The 23,147-nt window shown below is 36.6% G+C and carries 19 protein-coding genes and 1 tRNA gene; 3 read left to right on the forward strand and 17 right to left on the reverse strand.

Annotation, left to right across the window (positions count from 1 at the left end):
• Positions 1-11 precede the first annotated feature (11 nt).
• From coaD to gdhA, 15 genes are all read right to left on the reverse strand, one after another.
• A complete protein-coding gene (gene coaD, locus BR87_RS03295; RefSeq protein WP_035028612.1) occupies positions 12-500 on the reverse strand; it encodes a pantetheine-phosphate adenylyltransferase in 489 nt (162 codons plus the stop codon).
• The gene (gene rsmD, locus BR87_RS03300; protein ID WP_035028614.1) at positions 493-1,068 is read right to left on the reverse strand and encodes a 16S rRNA (guanine(966)-N(2))-methyltransferase RsmD; all 576 of its coding nucleotides are present in this window, start codon (positions 1,066-1,068) and stop codon (positions 493-495) included. The genes coaD and rsmD overlap by 8 nt, the downstream gene beginning before the upstream one ends.
• A gap of 79 nt (positions 1,069-1,147) precedes the next feature.
• Positions 1,148-1,480, reverse strand: a complete 333-nt coding sequence (locus tag BR87_RS03305; protein ID WP_035028617.1) for a YlbG family protein — start codon at positions 1,478-1,480, stop codon at positions 1,148-1,150.
• 60 nt (positions 1,481-1,540) lie between these two features.
• Positions 1,541-2,713: a CAP-associated domain-containing protein gene (locus BR87_RS03310; RefSeq protein WP_035028620.1), complete on the reverse strand. Its 1,173-nt coding sequence runs from the start codon at positions 2,711-2,713 to the stop codon at positions 1,541-1,543.
• 36 nt (positions 2,714-2,749) lie between these two features.
• The gene (locus tag BR87_RS03315) at positions 2,750-6,181 is read right to left on the reverse strand and encodes a pyruvate carboxylase (protein WP_035028623.1); all 3,432 of its coding nucleotides are present in this window, start codon (positions 6,179-6,181) and stop codon (positions 2,750-2,752) included.
• Positions 6,182-6,282: 101 nt separating this feature from the next.
• Positions 6,283-7,443 carry an FtsW/RodA/SpoVE family cell cycle protein gene (locus BR87_RS03320; RefSeq protein ID WP_035028626.1) on the reverse strand — a complete coding sequence of 387 codons (1,161 nt, stop codon included), beginning with the start codon at positions 7,441-7,443 and terminating at the stop codon, positions 6,283-6,285.
• A 375-nt stretch (positions 7,444-7,818) separates the two neighbouring features.
• Positions 7,819-9,663: a translational GTPase TypA gene (gene typA, locus BR87_RS03325; RefSeq protein ID WP_035028629.1), complete on the reverse strand. Its 1,845-nt coding sequence runs from the start codon at positions 9,661-9,663 to the stop codon at positions 7,819-7,821.
• 253 nt (positions 9,664-9,916) lie between these two features.
• Entirely contained in the window at positions 9,917-10,702 is a 786-nt protein-coding gene (locus BR87_RS03330) for an inositol monophosphatase family protein (protein ID WP_035028632.1), read from the reverse strand.
• Between the two features lie 55 nt (positions 10,703-10,757).
• On the reverse strand, positions 10,758-11,042 hold the full coding sequence (locus tag BR87_RS03335) for a UPF0223 family protein (RefSeq protein ID WP_035028636.1): 285 nt from the start codon (positions 11,040-11,042) through the stop codon (positions 10,758-10,760).
• 13 nt (positions 11,043-11,055) lie between these two features.
• The gene (locus tag BR87_RS03340; protein ID WP_244877022.1) at positions 11,056-12,000 is read right to left on the reverse strand and encodes a lactate/malate family dehydrogenase; all 945 of its coding nucleotides are present in this window, start codon (positions 11,998-12,000) and stop codon (positions 11,056-11,058) included.
• Between the two features lie 248 nt (positions 12,001-12,248).
• A complete protein-coding gene (lpdA, locus tag BR87_RS03345) occupies positions 12,249-13,655 on the reverse strand; it encodes a dihydrolipoyl dehydrogenase (protein WP_035028644.1) in 1,407 nt (468 codons plus the stop codon).
• A gap of 13 nt (positions 13,656-13,668) precedes the next feature.
• On the reverse strand, positions 13,669-15,285 hold the full coding sequence (locus tag BR87_RS03350) for a dihydrolipoyllysine-residue acetyltransferase (RefSeq protein ID WP_035028647.1): 1,617 nt from the start codon (positions 15,283-15,285) through the stop codon (positions 13,669-13,671).
• A gap of 138 nt (positions 15,286-15,423) precedes the next feature.
• The gene (locus tag BR87_RS03355) at positions 15,424-16,401 is read right to left on the reverse strand and encodes an alpha-ketoacid dehydrogenase subunit beta (protein ID WP_035028653.1); all 978 of its coding nucleotides are present in this window, start codon (positions 16,399-16,401) and stop codon (positions 15,424-15,426) included.
• Positions 16,402-16,403: 2 nt separating this feature from the next.
• Positions 16,404-17,513: a pyruvate dehydrogenase (acetyl-transferring) E1 component subunit alpha gene (pdhA, locus tag BR87_RS03360; protein ID WP_035028655.1), complete on the reverse strand. Its 1,110-nt coding sequence runs from the start codon at positions 17,511-17,513 to the stop codon at positions 16,404-16,406.
• 526 nt (positions 17,514-18,039) lie between these two features.
• Positions 18,040-19,386 (reverse strand): NADP-specific glutamate dehydrogenase, encoded by a 1,347-nt coding sequence (gene gdhA / locus BR87_RS03365; RefSeq protein WP_035028657.1) that lies wholly within the window; start codon positions 19,384-19,386, stop codon positions 18,040-18,042.
• A gap of 243 nt (positions 19,387-19,629) precedes the next feature.
• Here gdhA and def point away from each other — a divergent pair, with 243 nt between their 5' ends.
• The 3 genes from def (at position 19,630) to BR87_RS03380 (ending at position 22,058) form a co-directional block, all read left to right on the forward strand.
• Entirely contained in the window at positions 19,630-20,193 is a 564-nt protein-coding gene (def, locus tag BR87_RS03370) for a peptide deformylase (protein WP_035028659.1), read from the forward strand.
• A 201-nt stretch (positions 20,194-20,394) separates the two neighbouring features.
• A complete protein-coding gene (locus BR87_RS03375) occupies positions 20,395-21,690 on the forward strand; it encodes a Y-family DNA polymerase (protein ID WP_035028661.1) in 1,296 nt (431 codons plus the stop codon).
• Entirely contained in the window at positions 21,687-22,058 is a 372-nt protein-coding gene (locus BR87_RS03380; protein ID WP_035028663.1) for a hypothetical protein, read from the forward strand. Before BR87_RS03375 ends, BR87_RS03380 begins: the two co-directional genes overlap by 4 nt.
• 185 nt (positions 22,059-22,243) lie before the next feature.
• On the opposite strand, the gene BR87_RS03385 is transcribed toward BR87_RS03380, so the two are convergent.
• Together BR87_RS03385 and BR87_RS03390 are read right to left on the reverse strand one after the other, a co-directional pair.
• Positions 22,244-22,316 (reverse strand) — tRNA-Ala (locus tag BR87_RS03385).
• A 37-nt stretch (positions 22,317-22,353) separates the two neighbouring features.
• Positions 22,354-23,133 carry a Cof-type HAD-IIB family hydrolase gene (locus BR87_RS03390; protein ID WP_035028668.1) on the reverse strand — a complete coding sequence of 260 codons (780 nt, stop codon included), beginning with the start codon at positions 23,131-23,133 and terminating at the stop codon, positions 22,354-22,356.
• Between the last annotated feature and the right edge of the window lie 14 nt (positions 23,134-23,147).

The following is a 23,147-nucleotide window of genomic DNA, read 5'->3' on the forward strand; positions in this document are numbered from 1 at the left end:
GTCATATTATATTAGTCACCAGCATATTTACTTTTAACTGCAGCGTTGACATGATACGGTACTAATTCTGAAATATCACCGCCAAAAAAAGCAACTTCTTTAATTAAACTTGAACTCAAAAAGCGATGCTTTTCAGCAGCCATCAAGAAAACTGTTTCAATTTCTTTATCTTGAGTTTTATTCATTGCCGCAATATTTGTTTCGTATTCAAAGTCTTGTAGGTTACGTAATCCGCGAATCATAGCATCAGCGCCGATTTTTTTTGCTAAGTCAACTGTTAAGCCGCTTGTATGTTCAATTACTGACACATTTGCTAAATGAGAAACAGCTTGTTGGATTAAATCCGTTTTTTCGGTTGCACTGAATAAAGATTTTTTTGACGTATTAGTTGCTACAGCAATAACCAATTGATCAAACAGCTTGGCAGCTCGTTCAATTGTATCTAGATGCCCATTGGTCAAAGGATCGAAACTCCCTGGGAAAAGTGCCACTTTAGTCACCTTTATCTCCTCCTTCTTTAATTACCTCATATAAAACAACTTTGCTGGCTCCATAAATTTCTGTTCTAAATTCCTCAGCTATTCCAATGGTTGTCGGTAAATCAATTTTCCGACTGACTTCACAAATAATTAATGCTTTATCTGCTAAAAGGTTTCCTGTCATAATTTTTTCAAGTTGTTGTACAATTTCCTGTTCTAAATAAGGAGGGTCTAAAAAAAGCAGATCAAAGCTTTTTTTTCTGCCGATCAAAACATCGATACTGCGATTAGCGTCATTGCGGAAAACTTCAAATTTACTTGTTTCTTTAGTCATTTCAATGTTTTCTTTGATGGTTTTGATTGCTACAGGATCTTTATCAATTAAAACAGCATGCTCCATACCTCGAGAAACGGCTTCAATAGCCAGACTGCCACTTCCTGCAAATAAATCCAAACAAGTACCGCCATCAAAATATGGGCCTATAATATTAAATAAGGATTCTTTTACTTTATCAGTTGTAGGTCTTGTGTTTTTACCAGGAACTGCTTTTAACTTTCTCCCGCCATATTCGCCTGAAATTACTCTCATCTGTTCACCATTCCTTTTTCAATTCCTGATTTTTTGTTCTAAAAAAAGAAGGAACTTGAATAATTCCTTCTTGGTCTCATTACTCTAGTTTAGGCAACTCATTATTTTCTAAACAAACATTGTCCATTTCTGTAACTTTCTCAGCTTCTTTTCTAGGAGCTGATTTTCCAAGTATTTCTTTAAAGTCCATATTGATTTGGGGCCTATAAGATGGCTCTACCTGACGGACAAAATGTAGTTCTTTTAATTTTCTTTCCGTTGTTTCTACTTCTGATTGATTAACATATAGAACAATGTATTTCATGCGCTTGGAAACGTAATGAATCAAACCAAAACGCTTTAATGTTTTTAAATGTCTGAGACTGTATACCCATACAATGATCCCTTGTCGTTTATTTAATACTAACTCCATTATCGCCCCTCCTCTTCTTATGTTCCAGTTGTTTTTCCATCTTAACAACTGATTTTAAGTTCATTTCACAGAATTTGCTGTATCTCTATCTAGAATCAAAAGAACTTCTTGTCCGCGAAAAGCAATACCGATTCTTTTTAGGTTCGGATCCATCAAGAGTATCCGCTGATTTTCAATACTAAACCAAAAAGATGCGTTCCAAGTAGAGTCAGCTGATTGATTCGAATACAGAACCCGAGTATCCGCTAAAGGTACTTCCTCCAGCTTTAACTTTTCTTGTATTAAATCAGTCGTTAACGGTGGATATTCATCTATTTCATGCTCGTTTATTCCGGTTCCATCATCTTTAGATTGGGCGTCGTCTTGTAAGGAACTTTCTTCTTTGTTATTCACATGGGCTTTTTCAGCAAGCTGTTTTGCTTGATAGGTGAAGATATCATTAGCCATGTTGGTTAACGCAGTGTCATACGTCAAAACGGGCACTTCATAGCGTTGACGCAAACTATTGAGAATCGTCAAAATTTCTTGTTGGTTACTTTTATACACTTCTTTAAAATCATTTTCTTGGTATTCTACAGCAGGGATTGGAGTTTGAGACGTGATCTCATAAACGCCTAATTGTAAAAGTGACCGTTTATCTAGGTAACGAATGGCATTCACTTCATTGGTCTTTCGATCAAACATCAAAATAGCAAAGGTTTGATTTTCAAAAGGAATCAAAGGATGGTAATTCAAGTCATTTTCTGATAATTCAAGTGTATACGTATCCTCCTGATAATCTATGGAAAAAGTCGGATAAAACATAGTCAATTGATAAATTTCTGTAATATCCATTCCTATTTTAAAAGGAGAAGCATCTAATTGTGCACCTAAAACAAAAATATTTGTAATTTTTCCATCAGCAGATACTCCTACTTGAAAGTAATCTTGCTCGTTTTCACCATAGACCCACCAATCATATCCGTACAGAGTAGGATCAATCCGTAAAGGTTCTCCAAACTCTTCCTGGATTTTTTCAACCGGTTGTCCTATATAAAGCCCAATACCGGATAAAGGGATTTTTTCTTGTTTAAATGTAGCTGGCTGATTAACAGCATTTTCTTTTTTTACTTCTTGTGCTTTATTTTTCTGTGTAATAATTTCAGAAGGACCCTCTGACGTGATTTGGGGAACCAAATAAGTTACAGCCATTAAAAGCAGAAAGATCGGTACAGCTCTTAAAATAGTTTTCACTTTTTATCAGGTCCCCTTTCAGTCACTGACGTTTTTTTATTTTGCTACCATTTCAATCAACAAATCATCTGTTTCGATAAGATTGCCAGGTTCTACATAAATTTGATCAATAACACCATTGAAAGTAGCTTTAATAGTGGTTTCCATTTTCATTGCTTCAGTGATAACAATCGGTTGCCCCTGACTGACACGTTCCCCTTTCGATACCAATACTTCAATCACTGAACCCGGCATCGTTGCACCGATCTGCTCTTTGTTTGTCGGCTCCGCTTTTTTACGGACTACCTTTGTACTGGTAATACTCGTATCTTTCACTACTACTTCTCTGCCTTGTCCATTCAAATCAAAGTAAATAGTTCGATTTCCTTCAGCATCTGGTTCACCTATTTGATTTAACTTAATAATTAACGTTTTTCCTTTTTCAATTTGAACTTCAATCGATTCTCCTGTTCGCATACCATGGAAGAATGTTACCGTATCTAGCACTGTTACATCCCCAAATTGTTCATAGTTCTTTTGGTAATCTAAATAAACTTGTGGGTACATAATATAACTTAATACATCTTCATCTGATGGGATTTTATCAATTTTTTCAGCTAATTCTTTTTTTATCTCAGTGAAATCAACCGGTTTCGCTAATGATCCTGGTCTTACGGTAATGGGTTTTTTCTCTTTTAAAATAATTTTTTGTAGTTTTTCCGGAAAGCCCCCAACTGGTTGTCCTAAATCTCCCATGAAAAAGCTGATGACAGATTCTGGAAAATCAATTTCCATCCCTCTTGTATAAATATCTTCTTCTGACAAGTGATTTTGAACCATAAATAAAGCCATGTCTCCTACAACTTTTGAAGAAGGAGTAACTTTAACAATGTCTCCAAACAGTTGATTAACTACTGCATACATTTTTTTAACTTTGTCCCATTCGTCATCTAACCCTACAGCTTTTGCTTGTTGTTGCAGATTAGTGTATTGTCCTCCAGGCATTTCGTGTTGATAGACTTCCGTTTGAGGAGCACTAACTCCATTTTCAAAGTCGTTGTATCGCGCCCGCACATCTTCCCAATAGCGGTTAATTTGTTGGGCATTTTCAATTGTGATCGAAGGAACACGTTCTGTGTCCAACAAAGCATAGTATAGGCTATTCATACTAGGCTGACTGGTTGCTCCGCTCATCGCACTCATTGTTACATCCACAATATCTACTCCTGCTTTGACAGCTGAGGCATAGGTAAAAATACCGTTGCCGCTTGTATCATGAGTATGCAAATGAATCGGCAGATCCACACTGGCTTTTAATTCGCTGATTAAACGATAAGCTGCTTGAGGTTTCAAAATTCCTGCCATATCTTTGACAGCAATAATATGAGCTCCTTGTTTTTCCAATTCTTTAGCCATTTTTTTGTAGTACTGTACCGTATATTTATCTCTTGTTGGGTCATTGATATCTCCTGTATAACAAATGGCTGCTTCCGCAATCTTGCCCGTATCCCGGACGACTTGAATGCTTTTTTCCATTTGCGGAATCCAATTTAAGCTATCAAAGATACGGAATACGTCAATTCCATTTTGGGCTGCTTGTCTGATAAAGGATTCAATCACATTATCGGGATAATTTTGATACCCTACAGCATTGGAGCCTCTAAACAACATTTGAAATAACGTATTCGGCATTTTCTCTCTTAATTTACTTAGACGTTCCCATGGGTCTTCATTTAAGAATCGATACGCCACATCAAAAGTAGCTCCGCCCCACATTTCAGATGAGAATAATTGCGGAATAGCTTTTTCAGTTTCTTCAGCAATGGCTAAGAAGTCTTGAGTCCGTACACGAGTAGCCAATAAACTTTGATGCGCGTCTCTAAAGGTCGTATCCGTTAATAAGACTTCTTTCGACCGCTTGACCCATTCTACTACAGCATCTGCTCCTTGCTGATCAAGGATATTTTTTGCGCTTTGATAGTTCTCGTCCAACAAAATCAGCTGTTTTGGCTTTCTAGCAGGTTCATAGAATTTCTTTTCTGCTTTCTCAATTCCTGGAAATCCGTTTACCGTAATATTGCTGATGTATTTCATTGTTTTATTTCCTCTATCACGGACTTTTGAGAACTTGAAAAGTTCTGGGGTGGTATCAATGAAAGTCGTTTTAGCATTACCTGATAAAAAAACAGGGTGAGAAATAACGTTTTGCATAAACGGAATATTTGTTTTGACTCCGCGGATCCGGAATTCTTTTAAAGCACGGACCATTTTTTGTACAGCCAATTCAAAAGTAGATGCTTGTGTACAAACCTTTACCAATAAAGAATCGAAGAAAGGCGAAATGACACTTCCTTGGAACCCGTTTCCTGCATCTAACCGAATGCCAAAACCTCCTGGAGAGCGATACGTATCAATCTTACCAGTGTCAGGTAAAAAGCCATTTAAAGGGTCTTCTGTGGTGACACGGCACTGAATAGCAGCTCCCATTAATGGAATAGCTGACTGTTGCGGTATTTTTATGTCTTTGTGCAAATCCATTCCTTGAGCAATTTGAATTTGAGCTTGAACAATGTCAATACCTGTGATCATTTCTGTAATCGTATGTTCTACTTGAACCCGAGGATTCACTTCAATAAAGTAAAATTCTGATCCTTCTAACAAAAACTCTACGGTTCCAGCATTTACATATCCGACGTGTTTCATTAATTGAACAGCTGCTTGACACATCTTTTGACGTAATTCTTCCGTGATAGACACACACGGAGCTACTTCGACTACTTTTTGATGGCGACGTTGAACAGAACAATCACGCTCATAGAGATGGACTATATTTCCATGAGAATCACCTAGAATTTGAACTTCAATATGTTTAGGATCTTTGATGTAGCGTTCTACATATATTTCATCGTTTCCAAAAGCTGCTTTTGCTTCACTGCGTGCCCGTTCAAAACTATCTCTAACTTCTTCAACAGAATGAGCCACACGCATTCCTCGGCCTCCGCCACCCAATGCTGCTTTGATAATAATAGGGTAACCATATTTTTCCCCAAAGGCAGTGACTTCTTCTAAATCCGCAACTGGACCATCTGATCCAGGGATAGATTGTATTCCTGCATTAATGGCAGCTTCTTTTGCCTTAATTTTGTCACCAAAAATATCTAAGTGATGCAATTTAGGTCCAATAAAAATAATACCTTCTTGTTCACAACGTTTAGCAAACTCAATGTTTTCAGATAGAAACCCATAACCAGGATGAATGGCATCAGCACCTGCATCTTTAGCAATCCGAATCAAATCCTCAATATCAAGATAAGCTTCAATTGGTTTTTTCCCTTTTCCGACCAAATAAGCTTCATCCGCTTTAAAACGGTGAACAGAGCTCTCATCTTCCTGTGCATAAACAGCAACTGTACCAATATGTAGTTCCGTTAAGGCCCTAAATATCCGGATAGCTATTTCTCCTCGGTTAGCTACTAATACTTTATCCATCTTCTCACTCCTAAATCAATTTATTGTTTGCCTTTGACTACTGATTAAAAAAAGCCTCCTTTATTACAGAGGCATTCTTCGTTTTAACTCTAACTTTTTGGTCAATTTATTGTTTTCTCTTCCAGTCTGCGCTTTTTATCTAGTGAACTTACATTTAAAACTAATCCTATTGAGATAGTTAACACTAGTGTACTAGATCCCCCATAACTTATAAAGGGAAAAGTTACTCCAGTAATTGGAAGCAATCCTAAAACTCCTCCTAGGTTGATTGAGCCTTGAATTAAAAACATAGTAGCAATTCCCACACAAAGCAAAGAACCAAAGGGATCTTTTGTTCGAATAGCTACAAGATAGATCCGCAAAATTAAAAAAATAAAAAGGGTTAAAATAAACAAGATACCTAATAATCCTAACTCTTCACCTATGATTGAAATGATAAAATCCGTATATGGCTCAGGCAAGTAGCCTGTCTTTTGAACACTTTGTCCAATTCCAACACCAAAAAGACCACCACGGCTAAGAGCATAATAAGAGTTCACTAACTGTAGTCCAGCACTTTCAGACACTTCAAAAGGATCCCAAAAAGCTAGAAAACGATCATATTGATAAGCTTGCAGAAAAGGCAGTTTTGTACCGAAAACTCTAACCAATTCTACCACACCAAGTATCACTGTAATTCCTAGTGCGCCCATCGTAACGCCTAATTTAGTCGAAACACCACTAGCGAAAATCATAATTACACCAATAAATAAAATAATAGCTGCTCCGCCTATATCGGGTTGGATTGCTATCAACAATAAAATCACGCCAAATAGAATGGCAGGCTGTTTCATTGAAGACCAAAAATCACGCACAATTTGCTGTTGTCTCCGGGAAAAAATGTAAGCAAAATACCAAATGACCGCAACTTTGGCAAACTCAGCCGGTTGTATCCCAACTGGGCCAATATTTAACCATCCTTTTGCTCCATTTATTTCTTCTCCAAAAATAAGAAGATAAATTAATAATCCTACTATGAAACTGATAGCGTACATAATTAGATTCTTGTGTTTTAATTTAGTATATCTGATGAAAAAGATAAACAAACTGATAAGTAATCCTGCCCCTACAAACAAAGCCTGCTTAATAAAATAATATTCTGAATTATTGTATTCACTAATGGCAATGTAACTACTCGAACTGTAGACCATCAGTGTTCCAAATACAGAAAGAATCAAGTAGGGAATAAAAATATAATAATCTAAATACTTTAACTTTTTCATGCTCTCGGCTTAAAAGAAGCCCGCGGCCTCCTTTATATTTTTATTTATTACTATAAAGCCTTCAGATACGTAGTATGCTTTTTCTTAAAATGACTCAGCAAGAACCGATAATGATCTGTCACTAAAACGAATCATTTTATACTACTAGTTAAACACTTTTTCTAAAGTAACAGTTTTATTATATCAACAAAAGCTTTATCCAACAATATGAATATGAAAGGCCAGGTATTTTTATTTGTCAAAACATTAAGCTATTTTAAGTCCAACCCATGAATGCAGTGGGCTATGCAATTCCGTCATATAAGGTTTCAGGAAAACAAAAAAAGATTTCAAGAACATAAAAATGTCCTTGAAACCTTTACGTAACCAAGTGGCTTAACCTATTTGAGAAGTTTTATTCTTTTTAGCAGATTTTTCGCGTTCGCCTTTATTTAAGATTTGTTTACGTAAACGAACATTTTCAGGAGTAATTTCACAATACTCGTCATCTCCTAAGAATTCTAAAGATTCTTCTAATGTTAAATGACGCGGAGTTTTGATGACGTTTGTTTGGTCTTTATTCGCTGACCGAACGTTTGTTTTTTGTTTAGCTTTAGTGATATTTACCGTGATATCATTTTCACGAGAGTTTTCTCCCACGATCATTCCTTCATAAATATCAGTTGATGGTTCGATAAAAATTGTTCCACGATCTTCAACACCCATGATACCATAAGTTGTTGTTTTACCCGTTTCTGTTGAAACCAATGCACCGTTACGGCGTCCGCCGATTTTAGTTTTTAAGCGCGGCAAATATTGATCAAATGTGTGGTTCATGATTCCGTAACCACGAGTCATCGAAAGAAATTCAGTAGAATAACCAATCAATCCACGAGCTGGTGCCAAGAAAGTTAAACGAACTTGTCCATTTCCGTTATTGACCATATCTTGCATTTCACCTTTACGCGCACTCAAAGATTCAATGATTGATCCCATATATTCTTCAGGAGTGTCGATTTGAACTAATTCAAAAGGTTCACATTGAACGCCGTTAAAGTCACGTAAAATAACTTCTGGACGAGAAACTTGTAATTCATAGCCTTCACGACGCATATTTTCGATTAAAATAGACAAATGCAGTTCCCCACGGCCAGAAACGATCCAAGCATCAGGTGAATCCGTATTTTCAATACGAATAGAGACATCTGTATGCAATTCTGACATTAAGCGTTCTTCAATTTTACGTGAAGTAACCCATTTTCCTTCGCGTCCTGCAAAAGGAGAATTGTTCACTAAGAAAGTCATTTGCAAAGTAGGTTCATCAATATGCAATATTGGTAATGGATCAATGTGATCAGTAGGTGTGATGGTTTCTCCAACGAAAATATCTTCCATTCCTGAAACGGCAATCAAATCCCCAGCTTTTGCTTCTTCAATTTCAACTCGGTCTAATCCAAAGAATCCTAATAATTTAGTGACACGGAAATTCTTCGTTGTACCATCTAATTTACTCAAAGTAACGCTATCGCCAACTTTGATCGTACCACGGAAAACACGGCCGATACCGATACGCCCAACATAATCATTATAGTCTAGTAATGATACTTGGAATTGCAACGGTTCATCAGAGTTATCAATTGGTGCTGGAATTTCTTTGATAATTGTATCAAAAACATAATCCATTGTAGGTTCTTGATCATTTTTGTCGTCTGAAAGGCTGCTTGTACCATTCATAGCAGAAGCATAAATAACTGGAAACTCTAATTGCTCATCGTCTGCGCCTAACTCAATAAATAATTCAAGTACTTCGTCTACAACTTCTGCTGGACGAGCAGCGTCTTTATCAATTTTATTTACAACAACGATTGGAACTAACTTTTGTTCCAAAGCTTTTTTTAATACGAAACGTGTTTGCGGCATAGTTCCTTCATATGAATCGACAACTAAAACTACTCCGTCAACCATTTTCATAATACGTTCAACTTCTCCACCAAAGTCAGCATGGCCTGGCGTATCCAGAATATTGATATGCGTGTCTTTGTATTTAACGGCTGTATTTTTAGCTAAGATGGTAATCCCACGTTCTTGTTCAATGGCATTTGAATCCATCGCTCTTTCAGCCAATTGGTTATGGGAATTCAATGTATCCGATTGTTTCAATAACTCATCTACCAACGTGGTTTTACCATGGTCGACGTGGGCTATAATGGCTACATTTCTAAGGTCTTCTCTTCTTTTCATTACTCTATTCCTCCAAGATTCTTCTTGTTATTTCAATGCTTCTGATTCGCTATCTATCTTTATAAAAATTATTCAACCCAATTTATGCACTTGAACTTTTCCATAAGCTTCTGCAAAATTCAGAATGAAAACGCATTGAAAACTTATGAAGACAACTATCAACTTGTCTATTCTACCACTAAAACAAATAATTGAAAAGAAAAAAGTTTGTGATAGCAGTATATTTTCGTTCTTTTTTATGCAACCGTTTTATTTATCGCTCTAAATGGTAGTTCTTCATGATTTCGTTATACGCTCTTGGCGTAGCCAAAATTGTTGCATTGTGCTTCAATAAATCAATCTTTTTGCCGTTTAATTGAGTGTATACGAGCCCGACTTCTTCAGCTATAATTTTTCCAGCTGCAATATCCCATGGAGCTAACGAAGCACCCAAGTACCCAACTAACCTGCCTGTAACGACATGTACTGTTTCAAGACCAGCGGAACCGATCATACGTACACCGCTGCTAGCTCTTCCAATTTTTCTTGCTTCTTCGTTTGTTTCATCCGCCATTAAGCGATGGCTAATGGCAATCAAGCCTTGGTTTAAGGGTGTATCTTCTACGTTTTTTAATCTTCTTCCATTTAAATACGCACCTTGTCCTTTGGTTGCAAAATAAAGTGCATCTTGCATAACATCATAGATATAACCTAATTGGCCTACCCCATCTTCGTAGATACTAATCATAATGGCAAAGTCATTTTGCTGTTTCACAAAATTTAAGGTCCCGTCAATAGGATCAATAATCCATACGATCCCTTCTAAGTCAGTCATTTGATGGCCTGAGCCTTCCTCTCCTAAAATACGTTCCCCTGGAAAAAAAGTCTCGATTTTTTCAATAAAAAATCGTTCAATTTCTTTATCGATATTTGTCACTAAATCTGTTCTATTGGTTTTTTCGTGAATCACAAGTTCATTCTCAAAAGAAGCTTTACTGATTTCTGCAGCCTCAGAGATCCATTCTTTGATCAGTTGGTTTCTTTTATCTAGTTGATTCAAGAAATCACTTCCCTTCTATTCTTTTAAATTATCATGTACTCCCTTTATTTTCTACTTATTTGCTTGTTATAAGAAGCGTTTTTTTATTAGTTTTCTTAGCTGCTTGGACTACTTTATAAAGAGAATAACCCGAAATAGATTCGAATTCACGACTCCACTTTTTTTCTTCACCAATAGAAGGCAATACTTGCTTAAAACTTTTGTATTTTTCTAAAAAGAGCTCTCGGTTTATCCCCGTTTCATAGGCTAGTTCAACTGCCCGCCATAAATTAATCACTTTTTCCATTTCATCTCTTGTCCAGTCATAATCCATTGGGTAACTATAATTTTTATCGTCCATTTTCTACTCCTTTTTATCCTTTTTCTATCCAATCTAAATTCGCTCGGATATTTTTAGCTGCTTCCAGCAATTCTTGTTTTTCTAAATCCGAAAAGTTTAACCCTGTTGTTTTACGTATTCCCTCTTCTCCCAACAAAACTGGAAGGGCTAAGGGAATATCTGTCATTTTTTCTATATTTGCCAAATGAACTAACGGAACGATCGCTTCTTCGTTTGTTAACATAAATTGAACCAACTTTATTAGAGCAGTTGCAGTAGTAAAAGGAGAAGTAAACGTATCAGAAAATAAATTTTTTTCTAAAATTTTCTGCTCTATTTCAAACATGTCTTCTTGATCGATACCACTATCAGAATCAATCGTTAAACTAAGAATAGAATTACCGCCAACGTTAGATCTACTCCAAGCAGCGATTTTATGTTCTTTTGAGCTGCCGCCAATAATGAAAGCATTGATATCTCGCGGCGAGATCCCTAACTTTTGACTTAATAATTGCTGAAACAAAACAGAATCAATGTATGTTCCAAGCCCAAAAATCTTCTCTTTAGGCAATCCAGAGAATTTCCAAATCAAATAAGTAAAGATATCAGTCGGCTCTGTTGCAATTAATACTATACCGTTAAATCCATTTGCCATTGCCTGCTTAATGATTTTTCTGATTAACCGTATATTTCTTCTTAAGTGGTTTTCATCTGTTTCTTCTTCTAATTTTTTTTCGTTAGCAGTGATGACCATTATATCTGTTGTTTGAAAATCTTTTTCGTGTCCAATAGTAAAAGACCCAGAAGAAAAAAAAGCTGTTGCATACTGTAAATCATGGATAAACTCTTCTTTTAAATCATTTTGCTGAAAGAAAAACACTTCAGCTAATTTTAATTTCAACATACTAAGAAACCCAAATTGATAGGCTCTATCATCTGTGCCAACGATCATTATTTTTTTATCTTGTTTTTTAGCCACTTTATCTCCTCCAATAGCAACAGTTGTTAAAAATTCAGATGAATAAAATCAAAGGCGACCCCTCTCTCTTTTCATTATAACAAAAACCCGTTAGTTTCGTGTCTTTTTTGAATTTCAAATATAAAAAAAGCACTTATTCTTTACAGAATAAGCGCCTTTTTTTAATTGGAACACGTCTTTATTGGAACAATGAAGACGAGAAGCTGATTTTTAATCTTCAGCTCTTTTTTATTATTGATTGTTTTAAATTACATATGAATCGGCATACCTAATGCTAATTCAGAAGCATCCATTACAGTTTCAGCTAGAGAAGGATGTGCATGAATAGTTAAAGCAATATCTTCTGCAACCATTCCTGCTTCGATAGCCAATCCTAATTCAGCAATCACATCGCTCGCACTTACACCAGCCATTTGAGCCCCAACTAGAATGCCTTCTTCTTTAGTTGTTACCAAGCGTACGAAACCTTCTGTTGCGTCTAAAGATAGAGCACGTCCATTACCTGCTAATGGGAATTTTGAAGCTTTAACATCTAGTCCTTTTTCTTTCGCTTCAGCAACGGTTAAACCAACAACTGCTAATTCAGGATCTGTAAATGCTACAGCCGGCATCGCTTTGTAATCAACAGCTACCTTTTTACCTGAAATGGCTTCCGCTGCGATTTTAGCTTCATAACTAGCTTTATGAGCTAGAGCAGCACCTGGAACAACGTCTCCGATAGCAAAGATGTTTTTAACACTTGTACGTCCTTGTTCATCAACTTTAATCAATCCACGTTCAGTTAACTCGATCCCAGCACCTTCTAATCCAAGTTCATCAGTATTAGGACGGCGGCCAACAGTTACCATAACGTAATCAGCATCAATTGTTTTTTCAGTACCGTTTACTTCATATTTAACGGTTACGCCGTCTTCAGTTTCGACTGCTTCTTTAGCCATTGCAGATGTTTCAATAGTTACACCTTTTTTAGCAAAATTATTCGTTACAAATTTGATCATGTCTTTTTCAAATGTCGGCATAATCGAAGGAGATCCTTCTAAAATAGTAACCTCTGCACCTAAGTTAGCATAAGCTCCAGCTAATTCGCTTCCGATATAGCCTCCGCCTACAACAACTAGTTTTTTAGGAACTTCTGGAAGAGCCAGACCGCCAGTTGAATCGATCACACGTTTACCAAATTTGAATCCTTTGATTTCAATTGGACGGCTGCCTGTTGCGATAATAGCATTGTTGAACGAATACGTTTGAGCAGTTGCTTCACCCATGACACGCATTGTGTGTTCGTCGTTGAAATAAGCTTCTCCGCGTAAAATTTCAACTTTATTTTTTTTCAATAAACCTTCAACGCCTTTAGTAAGGGTTGCAACAACTTTATTGTTTTTCCATTCTTGTGTTTTAGCAAAATCTAAAACGACATTTTCAGCTGTAACGCCGAATACATCAGAATGTAGTGAATCTTGGTAATGATGTCCTGCACTGATCAGCGCTTTTGAAGGGATACATCCAACGTTTAAACAAACGCCGCCAATAAATTCTCTTTCCACGATTGCTACTTTTTGACCCATTTGAGCGGCACGAATTGCTGCTACATAGCCTCCTGGGCCTGAACCAATAACAACTGTGTCTAATTCTATTGCGAAATCTCCTACTACCATTTTGTACTCACCCTTACCCTTCCATTAATAATAATTCTGGATCAGCAAGCAATGTTTTTAATTCATTCATTGCTTTTTGTGCAGTTGCTCCATCGATAATACGGTGGTCAAAACTTAATGACAATTGCATAACTGGTGCTACTACAACTTCATCGTCAGCATTTACAATAGCTTTTTTAGCAATACGGCCAACTCCTAAAATAGCAACTTCAGGGTAATTGATAACTGGAGTGAACCAGCCGCCGCCAATTGATCCAATGTTACTGATAGAGATAGATCCGTTACTCATTTCGTTAGCTGCTAACTTACCTTCTGTAGCTTTACCAGAAAGCTCAGTAATTTCACCAGCGATAGAGAAAATGCTCTTAGCGTCAGCGTCTTTAACAACTGGCACAAACAATCCGCGATCTGTATCTGTAGCGATACCGATGTTGAAGTAATGTTTATAAACAATTTCATTTGTTGAATCGTCAATTGATGCATTTAAAGCAGGGTATTTGCGTAAAACAGATACGACAGCTTTAACAACATAAGGTAAGAATGTTAATTTAACGCCTTTACCTGCTGCAACGTCTTTGAAACGTTTACGGTGTGCCATTAATTTAGTAGAATCTACTTCATCAAATAATGTCACATGCGGAGCGGTTGCTTTACTATTAACCATAGCTTTAGCAATTGCTTTACGCATACCCGTCATTGGTTCGCGTGTTTCAAGTTCTGCTTGTGAAGATTTAAATGGTTGAGCTGGAGCTGCTGCTTTAGCTGCTGGAGCTTGTTTTGTTGCTGCTGGAGCTTCAGTAGTTTTGGCTGCAGGAGCTGTTGAACCATTTTTCTTGAAGTTTTCAATATCTTCTTTTGTTGTACGGCCGTTTTTACCGGTAGCTGTTACTAAGCTGATATCCACATCGTTTTCACGTGCAAATTGACGTACTGATGGCATAGCAAGTACACGTTTGCTAGAGTCAGAAGTTTTTACAACACTAGAATCTGTTGAAGCGCCTGCTGCTGGATCTTTTGCTTCACTTTCAGCTGCTGGTTCTTCTGGAGATGTAGCAGGTGTTGCACTTTCAGTATTGTGTTCAGGAGAATCAATCTCAACGATTGCTTGTCCTACCATTGCAACTGTTCCTTCTTCTACCAAAATCTTTTTAACAGTACCTGAAACTGGAGAAGCAATTTCTTCAACTGATTTATCGTTTTGAATTTCTAGGATTGAATCTTCTTCTTTGATTTCATCGCCTTCAGCTACTAACCATTTTACAATTTCGCCTTCAGCCATTCCTTCACCAACATCTGGTAATTTGAATTGATAGAAAGAGCCACCTTGGTTTGCTGGAGCTGCTGCTGGTACTTCTTTTACTGGAGCTGGAGCTGCTTCGTCTTCTTCATGTCCTGGTGCATCGATTTCAACGATAACATCCCCAACATTTGCAACTGTTCCTTCTTCTACCAAAATCTTTTTAATTGTACCTGAAACTGGAGAAGCAATTTCTTCAACTGATTTATCGTTTTGAATTTCTACGATTGAATCTTCTTCTTTGATTTCATCGCCTTCAGCTACTAACCATTTTACGATTTCGCCTTCAGCCATTCCTTCGCCGACATCTGGTAATTTAAATTTAAAAGCCATTTAATATCTTCCCTTCTTTTTAGCCATTCTATTTTCAAAAATAGGTTTGATTGAACACATTTCAACAAGAACAAATGCAACCATTTAATTGAACACTAAATTGATTGCATCTGCATTGCTTTATCTAATAGAAATAAATTAGAAGTTGTAAACCTCTTTTACTTTGTCTGCAATATCATTTGCATTTGGTAACCAAGAGCCCTCAGCTAGACCAAATGGGAAGACAGTATCGGGAGCTGCTACGCGGCCGATTGGTGCTTCTAATGAAAGGACTGCACGTTCAGAGATTTCTGACATAACCATAGCGCCGACACCTGCTTGACGTTGAGCTTCTTGAACAACTACTACGCGTCCAGTTTTTTCAACTGAAGCTACGATTGTTTCAATGTCTAATGGAGAAATAGTTCTTAAGTCAACGATTTCAACTGAAATGCCTTCTTTTTCTAACTCATCTGCCGCTTTGATCGCTTCACGTACCATAGCTCCATAAGTGATAACAGAAACATCTTTACCTTCACGAGTGATAGCAGCTTTTCCTAGTGGAACAGTGTATGATTCTTCAGGAACTTCATCACGGAATGAACGGTATAATTTCATATGTTCCATAAAGAAGACTGGGTCATTATCACGAATAGAAGCAATCAGCAAGCCTTTTGCGTCATACGGATTAGATGGAACAACTACTTTAATACCAGGAGATTGTGCAATCAATCCTTCTAAGTTATCTGAGTGCATTTCTGGAGTATGAACTCCTCCACCAAACGGTGTACGAATAGTGATCGGCAAAGTACGAGTGCTGCTCATACGGTAACGAGTACGTGCTGCTTGTCCAACAATTGAATCCATTACTTCAAAAATGAATCCGATAAATTGGATTTCTGGAACTGGACGGAATCCTTGAAGTGCCAATCCAATTGCCAATCCGCCAATGCCTGATTCAGCAAGCGGTGTATCTGAAACTCGGTCTTCACCAAATTTGTCTTGAAGGCCAGCTGTAGCACGGAAAACTCCACCATTTTTACCAACATCTTCACCAAAAATCAATATTTCTTGATCGCGTTCCATTTCTTGTTCAAGCGCTTCAGTAATTGCTTGGATCATTGTTTTTTGTGCCATGATTATTTACTCTCCTTTGCTTCAAAAGCCGCAATTTGTTCACTAATTACTTGAGTAGGTTCTTCAAACATATTTTTCAAGAAATCAGAAACTTTTTGTTTAGGTGCTTGGTCAGCTTCTTTAGCTGAGGCTTTGATTTCTTCTTGTGTTTTTTCGATTAAAGCTTGTTCTTTCTCTTCAGACCACAAACCTTTTTCAGTTAAGAAGTTACGGAAACGAATTAATGGATCACGTTGTTCCCAATAGTCAAAACTTTCTTGATCACGGTAACGTGTTGGGTCATCTCCTGAAGTTGAGTGAGGACCAAAACGAGAAGTTACTGTTTCAATTAGTACAGGACCATTTCCAGCAAGTGCCCATTCTCTTGCTTGTTTAGCAACAGAGTAAACTGCTAATGGATCCATTCCGTCTACTTGAATACCAGGGATTCCTGCTGCAACAGCTTTTTGAGCTAAAGTAACAGCTGCAGTTTGTTTATGACGAGGAGTTGAGATTGCGTATCCATTATTTTGTACAAAGAATACGACTGGTGCTTTATAAGCTCCAGCAAAGTTCATACCTTCATAAAAGTCCCCTTGAGATGAACCGCCATCACCTGTATAAGTGAAAGCAACATTTTGTTTGCCACGTTTTTTCAATCCAAGTCCTGCGCCGGCAGCTTGGATAATTTGTGCTCCGATAATAATTTGAGGCGGCATAGCATGTAAATCTTCAGGATATTGGTTTCCTTCAGCATGTCCACGAGACCATAAGAAAGCTTTTGAAACTGGCAAACCATGTTGGATCAATTGAGGAATATCACGGTATCCAGGGTATAATTCGTCTTCTTTTTCAAATGCAAAATAACTTGCCATTTGTGATGCTTCTTGTCCAGCAGTAGGAGCATAGAAACCTAAACGTCCTTGACGAGCAAGCGCCATTGAGCGTTCATGCAGGATACGAGACCATACCATTCTCTCCATTAATTCGACTAATTGATCATCAGATAAATCAGGCATAATATCTTCATTAACGACTTTACCGTCCTTATCTAAGATTTGGACCATTGGAAAAGCAGCATCAATTGTGCTTAACAATGCTTCGAAATCTACAGGTTGTTTCTTGTTAGCCATTTGTAATCCATTCCTCTCTTTTACAATCTATTTTTTGTAAGGTGCTGTTTTATACAGTTGTTTAATCTGTATTAGTGCAAACTGTTTACTTGTTAAATTTACCATTCTTTCCTATGTTATGCAAGTATATCAACACCACTACAGCAATGAAAACTAATTCAACAACAATGAAAATAAAAAACGGTTTGTTTCATGAATGGCTAGTGAATATTTTCACTACGTTATTTTTTGCTTCTTTTCTAATTTATTTTACCCCTTATAAAAAAGTGAAACCGCAAAATTGTTCGTTTAAAGATAAAACTGTTATATAATTTTAAATTAACTGTATTATAATCAGTACAGTTTAAAAGACAAATGTTACATGTTATTTTTTTCACATTACTTATTACAAAATTAGAATTTTCTAATTTTCAAATATTATTATTATTTTTGTTAAAGAAGTTTTCTGACAATGGCCAATAAAAACAATTTTGTTTTTTAAAAAAGAAACAAATTCTTTTTTAAGAACTTGTTTCTTTTTACTTTTTTAGACTATGCCTTGGCTTATCATGGAAAGAGCCACTTTAACAAACCCAGCTATGTTGGCTCCGGCTACAAAATCTCCTTCTACCTGATAAAGTTTTGCAGTATCTCGCACCTCGGTATAAATTGCTTCCATAATATCCGTCAATTTCTCATCTACTTCTTCAAACGACCAACTTAATCGTTGACTATTTTGGCTCATTTCTAAAGCAGACACCGCAACTCCACCTGCATTAGCAGCTTTACCAGGTGCATACAAAATACCTGCTTGGCGATAAACTTCTATAGCTTCTAAATCAGAAGGCATATTAGCTCCTTCTGCTACAGCAATCACACCTTGTGCAATCATGTTCTTTGCTAAGTCTTTATTGACTTCATTTTGTGTAGCACATGGCAACGCAATTTGGTAAGCTTCTTCAATATCCCAGATATTACCTTCAGAGTAAATCGCAGTGGGATGAGTTGTAACATATTCTGAGATCCTCTTTCTTTCTACTTCTTTCAATTGCTTAACGGTTGTGTAATCAATTCCAGCTGGATCTAAAATGTATCCATTGGAATCGGAACAAGCAATGACTGTTCCGCCCAGCTCATGAACTTTTTGAATGGCGTATAAAGCAACGTTTCCACTACCAGAGACAATTACTTTTTTATTTTCAAATGATTTGCCTTCATTTTGCAGCATTTTATCTGTAAAATACACCAAACCATAACCGGTAGCTTCTGTTCTCGCTAAGCTGCCCCCTAACATAAGCGGCTTTCCTGTCAACACTCCTGCTTGAGAGCCATTGATTCGTTTATATTGACCATACAGATAGCCTATTTCTCTTCCCCCTACCCCAATATCTCCTGCAGGAATATCAAGATCCGGTCCAATATGGCGTTGCAATTCAGTCATAAAGCTTTGACAAAAACGCATGACTTCTGCATCTGATTTCTCTTTAGGATCGAAATCGCTGCCGCCTTTTCCACCGCCGATAGGCAACCCGGTTAGGCTATTTTTGAAAATTTGCTCAAACCCTAAAAACTTTATAATACTTTGGTTTACGCTTGGATGAAAACGCAGACCGCCTTTATATGGACCATTGGCTGAATTAAATTGAACACGAAATCCTCTATTTACCTGGACTCTTCCTTGATCATCAGTCCAAGGAACTCTAAATTGAATGATGCGTTCTGGTTCAATGATACGCTCCAAAATATTTTGTTCAATAAATTCTGGATGAGCAGTAAAAACAGGCTCAATACTATTTAAAAATTCTTTTACCGCTTGTAAAAATTCAGTTTGATCTGGATCTTTCTTCACTAATTTAGAGTAGGTTTCTTCAATATATTTTCTTGCTTCTTCCATTATATCGTCTCCTTCTTTCTTCGGCCAATGATTAACAAGGCTTTTTTTCTTTCTCATGATTATCTCATACTTCTTTTTTAAAAAAAAGCTTTTCTTTTCAGAAACTTTACAACACCAGAACAACAAGACATTTTTTTCGTGCATTTTGTTATATTTGCTGTTAAGATTATTAAGTTGATAATTAATCATATCCTTTACTTTATACAGATATTAGAAAAACTACTACACAGGAGTGAAATAAAAATGATTACAATGAACGACATCATTAGGGAAGGAAATCCGACATTACGTTTACCTGCTGAAGAGATAACTTTTCCTCTTGATGAAGAAACAAAAAAATTAGGTCAAGACATGCTGGAATTTCTACAAAACAGTCAAGATCCAGAATTAGCTGAAAAGTATCAATTGCGAGCTGGCGTTGGTTTAGCAGCACCACAATTAGACATTTCAAAACGAATCATTGCAGTTCACATCCCTGATATGGAAGATGAAACCAATGAGCCTATTCTAAGCGCTGTTATGATTAATCCAAAAGTGGTTAGTCATTCTGTCCAAAGTGCTTGTTTAGCAGAAGGTGAAGGGTGCCTTTCTGTTGATCGTGAAGTACCTGGATATGTACCTCGCCATAGCCGAGTAACTGTAACTTATTTAGACTTAAATGGCGAACAACAAAAGATTCGCTTGAAAAATTATCCAGCTATTGTAGTACAACATGAAATTGATCATATTAATGGTATTATGTTCTATGATCATATCAATCAAGATGCACCTTTTAAATTAGATGATAACGTATCTATTATTTCTTGATCTTCGTTAACAATATAAAAGCAGGTACAAAAGAACTCAAACTCTTTTGTACCTGCTTTTTTTATCTATAAACACATTAAATTAAGTTCGCGCGTAAAACAACTTTTAATCTCTAATAGTAAAGAGTTGTTTTTTTGTCTCTATTTGCTTTACAAAACAAACGTATGTTCGGTATAATGAAATCAAAAAGGAGGAGTTCCAATGGTATTCGATTATTCGAGAGAATTAAGTCAAGATATTCTCTGTGTTGATGTAAAATCATTCTACGCTTCCGTTGAATGTATCGAACGCGGTTTACATCCTTTAAAAACGATGTTGGTTGTAATGAGCAACGCTGAAAATTCCGGGGGTTTGATTTTAGCTGCTTCTCCCCGAGCAAAAAAAGTATTGGGTATCAGCAATGTTTCTAGAAAATGGGAAATCCCTCCTCATCCCGATTTGTTGATCGTTCCTCCGCGAATGAATTTTTATATTGAGAAAAATACTGAAATCAATGATATTTTTCGCAAGTACGTTTCTGATGAGGATTTACATATTTATAGTATAGATGAATCGTTTGTATCGGTTAGATCTAGTTTAAAACTCTTTAAAAGAAAAAATGCTTACGATATGGCCAGAATGATCCAATATCATATTTATAAAAAGACAGGTTTGTATGTAACGATCGGGATTGGAGACAATATGCTCTTAGCTAAATTAGCTTTAGATAACGAAGCAAAATACAATGCCGATTTCATTGCGGAGTGGCGATACAAAGATGTGCCGAAAACGATTTGGAAAATAAAAAACATGACTGACATGTGGGGTATTGGGGAACGAACTGAAAAACGATTAAAGCATTTAGGCATTAAATCAGTATACGATCTAGCACACTCCAATTTCTATCATCTAAGAGAGTCTTTTGGGCTTATCGGAGAACAATTGTATGCTAGTTCTTGGGGAATCGACCGCAGCAATATTAGAGAACCGTACCGGCCATTAGAGAAAAGTTATGGAAACTCTCAGATCCTTACCAAAGATTACGTAAACAGACAAGAAATTAAAATTGTTATTCGGGAAATGGCTGAACAAGTCGCAACACGCATCAGAAAACACCATTGTCAAACAGGTTGTGTCACTCTTTCTGTTGGTTATTCTAGGAATACAGAAGAACGCGGTTTTTCACGTCAAATGAAGGTACCTGTTACTTCTAACTCGAAAAAACTAGTGCAGTATTGCTTTGAACTCTTTACTAAATACTATGATGGGCAAGCTGTTCGAAATATTGGCATTACCTATTCAAATTTAACATATACAAGTCATATCCAATTAGATTTATTTGAAGATCCTTCTCAACAAATTGCAAACGAAAAGTTAGATCTGTTGGTGGATAGAATAAGAGACAAATATGGGTTTCAATCATTGGTACATGCGAGCAGTCTTTTAGAAGGAGCTACAGCTATTAATCGGAGTTCGCTTATTGGGGGACACGCTGGCGGAATGGAGGGCATACAATGAGTTTTTTAAATGGAGAGTACCGAGATCGCGGGATTAAAAAATGGGCCGGCTTCTATTTATCAGAGCATACCGCTGCTCAAGAAAAAGAAACCAGTGAAAGAAAAAGTTTAAATCACCAAAAAAGACAAATGACTCAAAAAGAAATTGAAGCACTATTGAACGAAGCCATTGTAAAAAATAAAACCGTCGCTATTCAACTTGAAAAAGTAGACCAAAATGGAATGTATGAAGCTGATATTATAGGGCTTATTAAGGGTGGTGACGCATTAGGCATTTTTATAAATAACACAAAAGTTGAATTTGATGAAATTCGCCATATCCAATTTGTCACTCTTAAAAAATGGAGCAAGATGACAGACGATATGTGAATATTAGAGGAGAGCAAACTCTCTATTTTAAAAGTCTGACCAATGAAAAAAGGTGAGCAGAATATGAGCAAAGGTATTTAAATATAGACTAAAACAAACATTCCTTAACAAACAAAAAACCACTAAGAATTCTGTCAGGTAAACAGTTCTTAGTGGTTTCGAATTATACAGAATAACTGCACGTATGGAGATAAGGGGGATCGAACCCCTGACCTTTTGGCTGCCAGCCAAACACTCTCCCAGCTGAGCTATACCCCCATAAATAAGAATAAATTCTTATTTATAACTGCCTTGATTATATCAGATGAAGGTCTTTCAACGCAAGGTAAATTCCATCTTCGTTGCAATTTTCCGTTACTTTATCTGCTTTTAGTTTGATCGTTTCTAATGCGTTCCCCATAGCTACTCCCATTCCCACTTCAGTCAGCATTTCAAGGTCATTTAGTCCGTCACCAAAAGCTATCGTATCTTCCACCTTAAATCCTTGGTTTTCAGCAAATTTTAAAACTGTACGAGCCTTAGAGCCATCATGTGGAACAATATCTACCCCAGTGTTATGCCAACGGACAAATTTAAATTTAGGAAATTGACCATTTTCATAAGCAGCTTTTTCTGCATCAGGATAAAAAATCAATCCTTGATATAATGGATGATGCAAATAATAATCCGCATCATGCGGCGGAACACTTGAACCGACGCTTTTCATGGCTGTCATCATTCTAATATCATTTTCTGTATGACGTCTTTTTAAAGCATCCACTGATTCATACACAATAGCATGTTCTTGCGCATCAGCTACTTGCAGCAACCGTTCAAATTCTTTTAGATCCAATTTGTTTTCAAAAACCAATTCATTATGGTAATAACCTGCTGCGCCATTGCAAAGAATGTAGTTTGTAAACTCTAATTCATCGATAACAATTTGAGCTAAAGCCAGATTTCTTCCTGTTGCAATGACAACTTCGTGTCCATTTTCTTTTAATTGTTTTAAAGCTTTTTTTGTATTAGGCAATACTTTTTTTTCATCATTTAAGAGAGTTCCATCAATATCAAAAAAAATCATTTTCTTTTGCATTATTTGTAACCAAC

This window comes from Carnobacterium mobile DSM 4848, from assembly GCF_000744825.1.
Classification (GTDB): domain Bacteria; phylum Bacillota; class Bacilli; order Lactobacillales; family Carnobacteriaceae; genus Carnobacterium_A; species Carnobacterium_A mobile.

Bases quoted from the DNA above. Each gene is read 5' to 3' on its own strand.
- rsmD (WP_035028614.1), bottom strand. From the start codon at position 1,068: ATGAGAGTAATTTCAGGCGAATATGGCGGGAGAAAGTTAAAAGCAGTT.
- BR87_RS03305 (WP_035028617.1), bottom strand. From the start codon at position 1,480: ATGGAGTTAGTATTAAATAAACGACAAGGGATCATTGTATGGGTATAC.
- BR87_RS03315 (WP_035028623.1), bottom strand. From the start codon at position 6,181: ATGGATAAAGTATTAGTAGCTAACCGAGGAGAAATAGCTATCCGGATA.
- BR87_RS03320 (WP_035028626.1), bottom strand. From the start codon at position 7,443: ATGAAAAAGTTAAAGTATTTAGATTATTATATTTTTATTCCCTACTTG.
- typA (WP_035028629.1), bottom strand. From the start codon at position 9,663: ATGAAAAGAAGAGAAGACCTTAGAAATGTAGCCATTATAGCCCACGTC.
- BR87_RS03335 (WP_035028636.1), bottom strand. From the start codon at position 11,042: ATGGACGATAAAAATTATAGTTACCCAATGGATTATGACTGGACAAGA.
- lpdA (WP_035028644.1), bottom strand. From the start codon at position 13,655: ATGGTAGTAGGAGATTTCGCAATAGAATTAGACACAGTTGTTATTGGT.
- BR87_RS03350 (WP_035028647.1), bottom strand. From the start codon at position 15,285: ATGGCTTTTAAATTTAAATTACCAGATGTCGGCGAAGGAATGGCTGAA.
- BR87_RS03355 (WP_035028653.1), bottom strand. From the start codon at position 16,401: ATGGCACAAAAAACAATGATCCAAGCAATTACTGAAGCGCTTGAACAA.
- pdhA (WP_035028655.1), bottom strand. From the start codon at position 17,513: ATGGCTAACAAGAAACAACCTGTAGATTTCGAAGCATTGTTAAGCACA.
- gdhA (WP_035028657.1), bottom strand. From the start codon at position 19,386: ATGGAAGAAGCAAGAAAATATATTGAAGAAACCTACTCTAAATTAGTG.
- def (WP_035028659.1), top strand. From the start codon at position 19,630: ATGATTACAATGAACGACATCATTAGGGAAGGAAATCCGACATTACGT.
- BR87_RS03375 (WP_035028661.1), top strand. From the start codon at position 20,395: ATGGTATTCGATTATTCGAGAGAATTAAGTCAAGATATTCTCTGTGTT.
- BR87_RS03380 (WP_035028663.1), top strand. From the start codon at position 21,687: ATGAGTTTTTTAAATGGAGAGTACCGAGATCGCGGGATTAAAAAATGG.
- BR87_RS03390 (WP_035028668.1), bottom strand. From the start codon at position 23,133: ATGCAAAAGAAAATGATTTTTTTTGATATTGATGGAACTCTCTTAAAT.